9 protein-coding genes are annotated in these 11,592 nt (G+C 60.8%); 2 read left to right on the forward strand and 7 right to left on the reverse strand.

All coding sequences use genetic code 11. The features are described from left to right. The first annotated feature begins 98 nt into the window (after positions 1 to 98). On the forward strand, positions 99 to 1,004 hold the full coding sequence (gene galU / locus ACTJJ7_RS19120) for a UTP--glucose-1-phosphate uridylyltransferase GalU (protein WP_105731872.1): 906 nt from the start codon (positions 99 to 101) through the stop codon (positions 1,002 to 1,004). 257 nt (positions 1,005 to 1,261) lie between these two features. On the opposite strand, the gene ACTJJ7_RS19125 is transcribed toward galU, so the two are convergent. Continuing rightward, positions 1,262 to 3,028 (reverse strand): outer membrane beta-barrel protein, encoded by a 1,767-nt coding sequence (locus ACTJJ7_RS19125; RefSeq protein WP_440968492.1) that lies wholly within the window; start codon positions 3,026 to 3,028, stop codon positions 1,262 to 1,264. 149 nt (positions 3,029 to 3,177) lie between these two features. On the opposite strand from ACTJJ7_RS19125, the gene ACTJJ7_RS19130 reads away from it, so the two are divergent. Then, positions 3,178 to 4,173, forward strand: a complete 996-nt coding sequence (locus tag ACTJJ7_RS19130) for a KpsF/GutQ family sugar-phosphate isomerase (RefSeq protein WP_105733034.1) — start codon at positions 3,178 to 3,180, stop codon at positions 4,171 to 4,173. Here the strand turns inward: ACTJJ7_RS19130 and ACTJJ7_RS19135 are convergent, their stop codons facing one another. The 6 genes from ACTJJ7_RS19135 to ACTJJ7_RS19160 all read right to left on the reverse strand — a co-directional run bounded on the left by ACTJJ7_RS19135 (position 4,174) and on the right by ACTJJ7_RS19160 (position 11,581). After that, positions 4,174 to 4,635, reverse strand: a complete 462-nt coding sequence (locus ACTJJ7_RS19135; RefSeq protein ID WP_105731874.1) for an NfeD family protein — start codon at positions 4,633 to 4,635, stop codon at positions 4,174 to 4,176. It abuts the gene before it with no gap. A gap of 26 nt (positions 4,636 to 4,661) precedes the next feature. Then, positions 4,662 to 5,672: an SPFH domain-containing protein gene (locus ACTJJ7_RS19140; RefSeq protein WP_440968493.1), complete on the reverse strand. Its 1,011-nt coding sequence runs from the start codon at positions 5,670 to 5,672 to the stop codon at positions 4,662 to 4,664. A 133-nt stretch (positions 5,673 to 5,805) separates the two neighbouring features. Continuing rightward, the gene (gene hemH, locus ACTJJ7_RS19145; protein WP_425350400.1) at positions 5,806 to 6,849 is read right to left on the reverse strand and encodes a ferrochelatase; all 1,044 of its coding nucleotides are present in this window, start codon (positions 6,847 to 6,849) and stop codon (positions 5,806 to 5,808) included. A gap of 365 nt (positions 6,850 to 7,214) precedes the next feature. After that, positions 7,215 to 9,074, reverse strand: a complete 1,860-nt coding sequence (locus ACTJJ7_RS19150; protein WP_440968494.1) for a 5'-nucleotidase C-terminal domain-containing protein — start codon at positions 9,072 to 9,074, stop codon at positions 7,215 to 7,217. A 170-nt stretch (positions 9,075 to 9,244) separates the two neighbouring features. Beyond that, positions 9,245 to 9,637: a hypothetical protein gene (locus tag ACTJJ7_RS19155; RefSeq protein ID WP_105731878.1), complete on the reverse strand. Its 393-nt coding sequence runs from the start codon at positions 9,635 to 9,637 to the stop codon at positions 9,245 to 9,247. A gap of 501 nt (positions 9,638 to 10,138) precedes the next feature. After that, positions 10,139 to 11,581: a homospermidine synthase gene (locus tag ACTJJ7_RS19160; RefSeq protein WP_440968495.1), complete on the reverse strand. Its 1,443-nt coding sequence runs from the start codon at positions 11,579 to 11,581 to the stop codon at positions 10,139 to 10,141. Between the last annotated feature and the right edge of the window lie 11 nt (positions 11,582 to 11,592).

Genomic DNA, 11,592 nt, shown 5'->3' on the forward strand with positions numbered 1-11,592 from the left:
AAATGTTTATTATGCAGCTCAAACTATTTTCATTCTTTGCAGGGCAAATGTCCATTACCAATGTTAACTGAGTTTTTGTGTGAGATGGGGAATATATTGTGACGACAGCGAAGAGAATCCGCAAAGCCGTTTTTCCAGTCGCAGGTTTTGGCACCCGCGTTCTTCCGGCAACCAAATCTATCCCGAAAGAAATGCTGACCGTTGTCGACAAGCCGGTCATCCAGTACGTGGTGGACGAAGCCCGCGAGGCCGGTATCGAGCACTTCATTTTCGTCACGGGCCGCAACAAGGCTGTCATCGAGGACTATTTCGATGCCCAGTACGAACTCTATTCAACCCTGGCCGAGCGCGGCAAGACGGCGCTGCTCGACGAGTTGCAGAGCATCCAGCCGGGACCGGGTACGACCAGTTTCACCCGGCAGCAGGTGCCGATGGGGCTGGGCCATGCCGTGTGGTGTGCCCGCGATATCGTCGGTGATGAGCCTTTCGCGCTGCTTCTGCCCGACATGATCATGCAGCCGGAGAAAAACGGCTGCCTTGCCGACATGGTCGAGCTGTATAATCAGGCGGGCGGCGGCAATATCGTTGCCGTGCAGGAATGCGATCCGGAAGAGGCCCACAAATACGGTATCGTCGGCAAGGGCAAGGATGTCGGCAACGGTTTCGAGCTCACCGAAATGGTCGAGAAGCCGGCCAAGGGTACCGCGCCTTCCAATCTCTACATCAATGGCCGCTATATCCTGCAGCCGGAGATTTTCGATATTCTCGAGCATCAGGAACGCGGTGCCGGCAATGAAATCCAGCTGACCGACGGCATGCTGAAACTGGCCAAGCAACAGGATTTCTTCGGCTATCACTTCCAGGGCCGCACCTATGATACGGGTTCGAAGGAAGGTTTTGTCGAAGCCAATGTGGCGTTTGCCCTGTGGCGCAATGATATCCGCAACGGTGTCATCGACAATATCGGCAACATGCTGAAAACCATCCAGCCGCGCAAGGTTTGAGATGCGGTGAGGGGGGATATCATCACCCCCCTCTGTCCTGCCGGACATCTCCCCCACAAGGGGGGAGATCACATCGACATCGATGATTCTGTATTATTTTCACCCTTGAAGATTGGCTGAAACAATCGTGACAGCTGATCTCCCCCCTTGTGGGAGAGATGGGCGGCAGCCCAGAGGGGGATGAAAGTGTATGTAACTCTTGCATCGCCATTGGGTGCGGTTCGACTGATCCCTCGCGGCAGCTCACGGGCATAGCGCTACCGCTGCAGCGTCAGGCCCATATAGACGCTGCTTTCGCTGGTCTGGCGGGTATCGACCTCACTGCGCGTGATGCGGTGGCGCGCGCTGACATCCAGCCCGAGGAACCGGTTGAACCAGTAGGTGGCGCCGACCTGCGCGCCAAAGCCCTTGTCGAGACCGCTGCCATCCTTGTTGTCACGCAGCGATGCGGTCAACTCGGCATTGACGCTGAGATTTGAGCGGATCTGGCGTTTGACCCCAAGCCGTCCCTCGTAGAAGATCGAACCGCTGTCATTGGGTGTCGTCGCACCTTCCACGCGGGTGAGCAGGCCGAGATTGACATCGGTGCCGCGCTGCGGCGACCATTTGATTGCCCCGTCGACGCTGAAGCCATCGATGTTGGACAGCCGCGCGTCGTCGATACTCTGGCGCAGATAACCCAGCGCCAGCTCGCCTGAGAGTTTTTCGCCGAAATCGGCCTCGATGCCGCCGCGCAGCGCGGTGCGCATGCCGGAGCGGCGAAAGCCATTGGAATCCTCGGTTTCGTCATAGATCAGCTTGCCGATCTCCACTTCGGCGAAGGGTTTGATCGCCGGGGACATTTCGAAGCCGCCGCGCAGGGCGATGCTGGCAAAGGTGTTGTCGCGATCCTTCTGGCTGAGGGTCGTCCCGTCGGGGAACTGGGCCTGCCCATAGGTTGTCCGGTCGACCTTGCCCTTCAACTCGCCAAAAAACCGGCCGAATTCGTGCCGCACGCCCAATGTGCCATCCAGTTCCTGCACGCCGGGCCTGTTGGATGCGCCGACAACCGCCGTCGGGGCGCTGGCATCCTCCTGCCGGTAGCGGTAGCCGCCTTCGCCGGTCACTGTCGTGCGGTTGCCAAGATCAAGCTTGAAGCCGCCGCGCAGCCCGACATTGGGTGCCGAATAGTCCTGGCCCGACAGCGTTCTGTCATAGACCCCGTCGAAATCGAGGAAAGCCGAGTGGCGCGACCAGTCCGTTGTCGCCCGCAGGCGCAGCCGCGTTTCCGAGAGAATCGCGCTCTTGCCGGAGGAACTGCCATCGGCGTTGGTCGTGGCGCGCAACCCTTGCGAAATGGACGGCCGCAGTGTGACGGTACCGGCCCTGATGCCGAAGGGTGCAAACGGGTCCGGGTCCGGCCGCACGGTGCGGCGCTCGATGGCGGCTTCGGGCAGATTGTCCCGGCTCTCGCGCTGCAGCCGCGCATTGCCATCCGTGTCATCGGCGATACTGCCGGTGGTAAGCGCGGCCGGTGCCCGCCCGTTGCGCTGGGCGCGGGGAACAGGCTGTGTCCGCTGCGTTGCGGCGGTGGCCGGATCGGCCGGAAGGGGAATGGTGCCGGGCGTGGCGGTGGGGAGCGGGCTCAGCGTGCGGCTGTTGTTCACCGGTCCGGATGACAGTGAACCGGCGTTTGCTGTCCCGGTTGCTGGCGCTGCGGTGCCCGCATCGTCAATGGGCAGGGCGCCGGGGCTGACGGGTTCATAGGGATCGGCGGGAATGCCGCTGGCGGTGCCGGTGGCCGGCGCTGGCGCAGCGGCAACCACAGGTGCCCGCCGCACCGGGCGCGGCGGCGTATTCTGCTGGGTTTGCAGGATATTTTCATCGACCGCGCCGCGCAGGGGCACGGCCTGCTGGGCCAGGGCCGTCCCACCGGAAAACAACGCAACGCTGCCCATCAGCCCCGTCCACAGACACAGGTTGATCGCAGAGGTGAAGCTGCCGCGATAGGCCGGTGCTCCGATGCGGGATTGCCGATGATACATAAATGACATTGCCAATGAGTTCGAACGTTTATGGAGCGTAAACTGTCATGGTTAATGACTGGTTTCCGCTTGGCCTGCCCGACGGGTTTGAAGCGGGCGGCGCAACAAAAAATGGACAGCGGTGCGGCAAAGCGCTAACAGTCCTCGCCATGCAGGCAATAAACGATACCGAACTGGACAAGACCGCAGCGGTGGATTCCGCCAAGCGGACGATTTCAACCGAAAGAGACGGGCTGAGCGCGCTGCGCGATGCGCTGGACGGCAGCCTTGCGGATGCCTTCGGCAAGGCCATCGAACGCATCGCCGCAGTCCGTGGCAGAATCATCGTCACCGGGGTCGGCAAGAGCGGCCATATCGCCTCGAAGATCGCCGCAACCTTTGCCTCGACCGGGACACCCGCCTTTTTCGTGCATCCGGCTGAGGCCAATCACGGCGATCTCGGCATGATCGGCAGCGACGATGCCATTCTGGCCCTGTCATGGTCGGGCGAAACGGCGGAGCTGAAGGGGATCGTCAGCTATTCCAGACGGTTCCGCATTCCGCTCATCGCGGTCACGGCAGGGGAAAATTCGGCACTGGCACTGGCCGCCGACGTCGTCCTGCTGCTGCCGAGGGCCACCGAGGCCTGCCCGCACGGGCTGGCACCGACCACATCGCCGCTGCTGCAGCTGGCCATGGGCGATGCGATCGCCATCGCCCTCCTGGAAGCGCGGGGGTTCACCGCCGTCGATTTCAAGACATTCCACCCCGGCGGATCGCTGGGCGCCAGCCTGACCCATGTGCGCGAGATCATGCATCGCGGCGACGAGATTCCGCTGGTTCCGCTGGGAACGCTTATTCCCGATGCGATGAAAGTGCTGTCGGAAAAACGCTTCGGCTGTATCGCGGTGCACAATGATGACGGCTCGCTGGCCGGGATCATCACGGATGGCGACCTCTCGCGCAATCTTCACCGCAATCTGGTGACGGTGCGGGTCGAGGAAATCATGACCCGCAATCCCAAGACCGTGCCGACGAGCATGCTGGCGAGCGCCGCGCTTGCCCTGCTCAACGAGCACAATATCGGCGCGCTGATCGTGACCGAAGACCGCTTCCCCGTCGGCATCGTGCATTTCCACGACCTGTTGCGGATCGGCGCCGCCTGATCAAGCCGCTTCGACTGTCAGCGTTCCCTGATCGGTGCCGGTGATCCTGACCCGGCTGCCGGCGGGCAGATCGGGACCTTTGACGCGCCAGAGGCTGTCGCCGATGCGGGCGCGCCCGTGCCCGTTCACCGTTGCTTCCTCCAGCACGACGATCTGGCCGATCATCTGTTCGTTGCGCCGGTTGAGCAGCGGCTCATCGGTCGGCACGTCAGCCGCTCCCATCAGCCTGCGGCCGATGAAGACGGTGATGACGGACAGAAGCAGAAACAGGATGATCTGCAGCTGCCAGCCGATGGCGAGCATCGGCCCGAGCACGAGAATGGTCAGGAAGCCGACAATGATGGCGGCAATGCCGAACCACAGCAGGAAGATGCCGGGCACCGCCACTTCGAAGATCAGCAGGATGAAACCGAGCACGACCCAGTTCCATGGGCCGAGTTCCTGGAAGAGATGTTCGAGCATGGGTGCTCCTCCTCTCTGCCGGGCGGTCAGACCGCCGAGCCGGTTCCGCCGCCCGTGCCGGGAACGGTGCGCCCGCGTCCCGGCTGCGCTGGCGTTGCGGCGCGTTCGCTCTGCGCTGCGTCACCGAACACTTCCCTGGCAATCGCCCCGATACCGCCGAGCGTGCCGACCAGCGACGAGGCCTCCATCGGCATCAGGATCAGCTTCTGGTTGTTGCTGGTGGCAAATTTGGCGAAAGCCTCGGTGTATTTCTGTGCAACGAAGTAGTTGATGGCCTGCACGCTGCCCGAGTTGATGGCGGCGGACACAAGTTCGGTCGCCTTGGCTTCGGCCTGGGCCAGGCGTTCGCGGCCCTCGGCCTCGCGGTAGGCGGCTTCGCGCTTGCCTTCCGCTTCGAGAATCTGGGCCTGCTTCAGGCCTTCGGCGCGCAGGATCTGCGCGGCACGGTTGCCTTCGGCCTCCAGAACCAGCGCGCGCTTGTCGCGTTCCGCTTTCATCTGGCGCGCCATGGAATCGATGAGGTCCTTCGGCGGGTTGATGTCCTTGATTTCGACGCGGGTCATCTTGATGCCCCAGGAATGGGCGGCTTCGTCCACCACCCGCAGCAGGCGGTCATTGATCGCATCGCGATTGGACAGGAGTTCGTCGAGATCCATCGAGCCCATGACCGTGCGGATATTGGTCATGGTGAGATTGAGAATGGCATTCTGCAGCCCGCTGACCTGATAGGCAGCCTGTGGTGCATTGAGGATCTGGTAGAAGGCGATGCCGTCGACGGCAATGTTGGCGTTGTCCTTGGTGATGACCTCCTGGGTCGGCACGTCAAGCACCTGTTCCATCATGTTCAGCTTGGCGCCGATGCGGTCGAAGAACGGGACGATAAGGTTGAGGCCGGGTGCGAGGGTCCGGGTATACTTGCCGAAACGCTCGATGGTGTAATTGTAACCCTGCGGCACGGTCTTGACGCCCGCAAACAGCACGACCAGAACCAGAACAACCAGCACCGGAATGGTAAAATCGAAACCGCTGAACGGCATTGTACTCCCCCTTGCCTGACATCAGGACCAATGTCATCTCGCATCATCGCCCTTTATACGGACGCGGCCAAGATAGACTAAAGTCTTGATCTCAGAAAGGCTTGAGCGGGAATTATACAGGCGTTCCTGCTGCTCAGATCCAGCCCTGCAATTCGCGCCGGACCAGCTCTTCGATCACCCGCATGCCCTCATCGGAATCATTCAGGCAGGGGATATGGGTGAAGTTGACGCCGCCATGCTCGCGGAAGGTGTTGCCGGCCTCGACTGCGATTTCCTCCAGCGTTTCCAGGCAGTCGGCGACGAAACCCGGATTGAACACGGCAACGGACTTCACGCCGTCCGCGGCGAGCTTTTCCATCGTCTTGTCCGTATAGGGCTGCATCCACTCTTCCGGGCCGAAGCGGGACTGGAAGCAGGTGATCAGCTTCTTCTCATCCCAGCCAAGCCGCTCGCGCAACAGGCGCGTGGTCTGCCAGCAATGGCAGGGATAGGGGTCGCCGCGCTTGAAATAGCTTTGCGGGATGCCGTGATAGGAGGCAACCACCACTTCCGGCTCGAAATCCAATGCGGCAAAATGCTTCTCGATGGAGGCGGCAAGCGCCTCGATATAGACGGCCTCGTTCTGATAGGAGGGAACGGTGCGGGTGGCGGGCATGAAGCGCATCCTGATCAGCGCCTCGAAGAACTTGTCGTTGACCGTCGCCGTGGTCGTTGCCGAATATTGCGGATAAAGCGGGAACATGACGATGCGCTTGCAGCCCTGCCTGTCGAGCCGCTCGAGCGCCTCTTCGATGGAAGGCTGACCGTAGCGCATGCCCCAGTCGACGATCACATCGGGATGGGCGGCGAGGCGGGCGGCCAGTTTTTCGCTTTGCGCGCGGGTATAGGTGCGCAAAGGCGATTCATTGCGCTCGCGGTTCCAAATTTTGTCGTAAAGCGCGCCGGATTTTTTCGGGCGGGTGTTGAGCACGATGCCGTAAAGCACCGGCAGCCAGATGGCGCGCGGCCATTCGATCACGCGCTTGTCCGACAGGAATTCCCTGAGATAGCGGCGCATGGAGGTGACATCCGTGCCGTCAGGCGTGCCCAGATTGACGAGAAGCACGCCAACTTTCGACGTTTCGATGCGCGGATGGTCGCCGGGCTTGATTATTGCCGCACCAGCCTCACCAGACATCACCATCTCTTTCAACTCCTGCTTTGCGGTTGGAACCTAGTGGCGGGGGCCGGGATTGCAAGGGCGCGAAAAGACGCAGCAAAAGGGGGTAAATCGCAATCCGGCGGGTCAATTCGCGGCAGATATGAAAGAACCCGGCACAACATTCAAGTTGCACCGGGTCGAAATAACCGTCCTAGTGGAACGAATTTGACGTTCGCATCCCATTTCACATCACGGGCAGCATGCGAACGTCAAATTCAAAGTTCCACTAGAATCATATCGTTACTAGTGGTCCTTTGATTCTGACATTTGCCTGAACGGCCTGTATCACCGGGATGCAAATGTCAGAATCGGACCACTAGGACCGTTTGTCCAAGCTGGAATTAGCGCGGCGGGATCGTCATCGCGCCGCCGATGGGCAGTTTGCCGGCAATCATCCGCGGATTGGCTGCCGCCAGCTTTTTCCAGTCCGAGCCCTTGCCGTAGATCTGTTTGGCAATGTTCCAGAAACTGTCGCCGCGCTTGATCGTATAGGCCGATGGCGTGGCAGCTGCTGCGGGTGCTGGTGCTGCTGTTTGCGCCGCAGGCTTGGCGGGCGGTGCGGGGTCGGCTGCCGCTGGTGTGGCCGCTGCGGCCAGAACGGTGATGCGCCCGTCGGTGTAGGGCTTGTACGGCGTGTTCTTGGCGAGATAGTCCGATACCACGGCTTCAAGTCCGGGGCCGTAATCATAGGCGTTCTGGGCATTGCTGGCGAAAATCTTGTAGCCGTCACCGCCCGCGCGCATGTAGTTGTTGGAGACGACGCCGTAGGTTGCCGCCGGGTCAATCGGCTTCCAGCCGCTGCCGTCGCGCACATCAACGGCGGAAACGCGCTGGCCGGCGGGCTTTGACACGTCGAATGCGTATTTCAGGCCCGAGACCTGCGCGAAACGGCCCGCGCCCTGGTCGATCTGGCTGACGCCGTTTTCCAGCGCGGTCACCACGTCGGCCCCCTTCAGCTGGAAGGTCGACAGCGTGTTCTGGAACGGCAGCACCGTCAGGACTTCGCCCATGGTCACATCCCCGGCATCGATGGATGCCCGCAGGCCGCCGCCATTGATGATGGCGATGCTCATGCCCTGGCCCTTGACCCGGTCGAGCATGGCATCGGCGACAAGATTGCCCATGGAACATTCAACCACCCGGCAAACCTCGCGTGCGGCTTCGATGACGCCGGTGGATTCGGCCACCTTCTGGGCTTTCAGGGCTTCGATGGGCTTGGCCAGCTCCTTGACCCGCGCGAGATAGGCGGGATCGGGCACCACGGAGGAATCGAGCAGGATCGGCGCGCCCTCGCTCTTGATGACATTGCCGTCATCGTCGAAGGTGACTTTCAGCTCGCCCAGATATTTGGAATAGGATTTCGCCTGGACGATCGGCACGTCCCGGCCGGACGGTCCCTTGACGAGGGTCGGATAGGCCCCCAGCGCCTGCGGATCGGTGTTCGACAGCAGCGTGTGGCTGTGTCCGCCGACAATCACGCTGATCCCGGCAACGCTGGCGGCGATCTGCTTGTCCTTGACATAGCCGTCATGGTTGAGCGCGATGATCTTGTTGACGCCTTCGGCCTTCAGCGCCTCGACCTGCTTTTTCAGGGTTTCGATCTCATCGGCGAATTTGACCGTCGGTCCGGGCGTTGAAATATCCGCCGTGTCGGTGGTGATGGCCGATACAACGCCGATCTTCTGGCCGCCGATGTCCTTGATGACATAGGGCTTGTACTTGCCGGCAATGGGCGAGCCGTCGGCGGCAATGGTGTTGGCCGAAATAACCGGGAATTTCACCTTGCCGAGGAATTTTGCCAGCGTGTCGACGCCATCGTCGAATTCATGGTTGCCGAGAGCCATGACATCATAGCCGATGCCGTTCATGAATTCGGCCGTGTCGTCGCCCTTGTAGGTCGTGTAGAACAGCGATCCCTGGAATTCGTCGCCCGCATTGAGCACGATGACGTTGCCGCCATCCCTGGAGAGGGCGGCGCGGCGCTCGTCGATCTTGGCTTTCACCCGGGCAATGCCGCCAAAGCACTCGTTCTTGCTCTCCTCCTCGGCGGAGCAGGTCGAATCATATTTGTTGATCGATTCCTGGCGCGAGTGGAAATCGTTGATGTGGAGAATGGTGAGCGTGTAGTCGGCCATGGCCGCACCGGCGGTCATGACGAGAGCCGTGGTGCCGAGCAGAATTCGGGCGAGGATTTTTGACATGAACTGTTCCCCTGTTGCGGTCGCCTGATGCTGTCACCGGTCGTTGGCATCCGTGTGACAGATGCGCCGATGCTTTCATTCCTTGGCGTGGCATGCAAGGGAAGAGCGGCGGTTTTTGCCGCTCAAGGTAAAGCCGGCCGGTACAGTGGCCTGTCCCGGCCGGCGATCTGTCAGCCGGTCTGGCTGCCGCGGCGTGTCAGCGAGAATTGCTGGCCGCTGGACGAGGTGCAATTCAACTGGCCGGGATTGACGAGGGCGCAATTGACCTTGGACTGCGTGCCGCGGGCGAGCGAGCGCAGGTTGATCTCGATGAGGCTGGCAGAGGCAAAGCGATAGCTGCCTTCGGCCAGTTTTTCCTTGGTGTCGTTGGCGCGGGTCTCGAAAACGCCGCCGTTGAAATTCGAGAAGGCAACGCCCGATGTATCAAACCATTGGCCCTGCACGGCATCGGTTGGGCGGGAAGCCTGCACCGGTCCGTTGTCGTGAATGGGGCCGCTGCTCTGGCAAGCAGCAAGTGCCACTGCCATGGTCGCTGCGCTGAAGGCCAGTGAAATACGTTTCATCCGATCAATCTCCTGATGGGTTGCCCTCTTAAATGCCGCGAAAACCAAGCAAAAACAAGACATAAGTTTAATCAGCGGCGGAGTTTCGTCATCTGCGGTTTCTGCAAAACTGTTGTTTATAAGAAATTCACCAGCAACTTATCCACGTTCTCCCAACCTCGCTTATCCTTCTCCTCGTCCTTTCCGGCGGGAATGCTTCCGGAAACCTTCGAAAGTCGGGAAAGGATCGGCGCTTCGGCCTGTGGGAGACCCCAGGCCGGGAAGGTTAAGTCCAATCATGCTATGTTGGGCGAAACCGTTTGCCGGGGCGGGTGGTCCTTGGATCGCAAGCATCGCATATAGACTACCCAAGACCCGCGTTCCAAGGACCGCCCGTCATTCTCCTCTCTCAACAGCCAGACGCATTTGCGGGCGTGGCAACGGGGAGAGAGTGCTGTCGAACCACGCACCACAGCCACGCAGCGGATATGAAAACGGCAACCCTTGGGTTGCCGTTCTTGATCAATGCACGAGAATGTTGCGGAATTGCCAGGGGTCGCTGGTGTCGATGTCTTCCTTGAAGAAGCCAGGACGGTTTTCCAGCGGCGTCCAGTCGGTATAGTGCCCCTTGAGCGGCCCGAGATAGGGTTTCTGGATTTCAAGGCAGCGGCGGAAATCGATCTCGTCGGTTTCGACAATGCCGGCTTGCGGATTTTCCAGCGCCCAGACCATGCCGGAAAGAACGGCCGAGCTGACCTGCAGGCCGGTTGCATTCTGGTAAGGCGCCAGTTTGCGGGCTTCCTCGATGGTCAGCTGCGAGCCGTACCAGTAGGCGTTCTTGTCGTGGCCATAGAGCAGGACACCCAGCTCATCCGCCCCATCGACGATCTCGGATTCCTCCAGAACGTGATGGATCGGCTGCGGCTGGCCGGCGGCGCCGAACATTTCGTCGAGCGACAGCGTTGCCACGTTGGACGGGTGATAGGCGTAGTGGCAGGTCGGCCGGTAGGCAGCCTTGCCCTTCTTGTCGAACACGGTGAAGAAGTCGGCAATCGAGATCGCCTCATTGTGTGTCACCAGGAGGCCGAACTGCGGTCCCTCGGTCGGGCACCAGGTGCGGATACGGGTATCGGCGCCGGGCTGTTCGAGGAAGATCGCGGCCTTGTTGCCCTTCTTCTGCTTGCGGGCGTTCTTGGGCAGCCATTTTTCATGCGTGCCCCAGCCCAGTTCCGCTGGCTGCAGGCCTTCGGAAATGAAGCCGTCCACCGACCAGGTGTTCCAGAACACGCCGAACGGCTTCGGCTCGCCTGCGCGCTGCGTGTCGCGTTCGGCAATGTGAATGCCCTTGATGCCGGTCTGGCGCATCAGGCGCGCCCAGCCGTCGCGGTCATTGCGCGCCGGTTCGGTGTGCTCGATGCCCAGATCCCTGGCGAGATTGACAACCGCCTGTTTGACAAACCACGACACCATGCCGGGATTGGCGCCGCTGCAGGAGACAGCCGTGGTGCCGCCGGGCTTGCGGCGCTTTTCCGCCAGCAGCGTTTCGCGCAGCGCATAATTGGTGCGTTTTGCGTTGTCACCGCCCGCAACGTAAAATCCGGGCCATGGCTCGATGACGGTGTCGATATAGAGCGAGCCGAGCTTGCGGCACAGGCGCATGATATCGACCGACGATGTATCGACGGACAGATTGACGCAAAAACCCTGGCCATCGCCTGCGGTCAGCAACGGCTTCAACAGCGTTTTGTAATTTTCCTTGGTAACGGCTTCCTGAATGAAGCGGATGCCACGCTCGTCGAGCAGTTTCTTGTTGGCATCACTCGGGTCGATGACGACCAGGCGGGACTTATCGAATTTGAAGTGGCGCTCTATGAGGGGCAGGGTACCCCGTCCGATGGACCCGAAACCGATCATCACGATCGGACCAGTAATTTCTCCATGTACAGGCCAATTCGCCTTCGCCATTTTTTTGCTAC

It is taken from the genome of Phyllobacterium sp. 22229 (assembly GCF_052056495.1).
GTDB lineage: Bacteria > Pseudomonadota > Alphaproteobacteria > Rhizobiales > Rhizobiaceae > Phyllobacterium > Phyllobacterium myrsinacearum.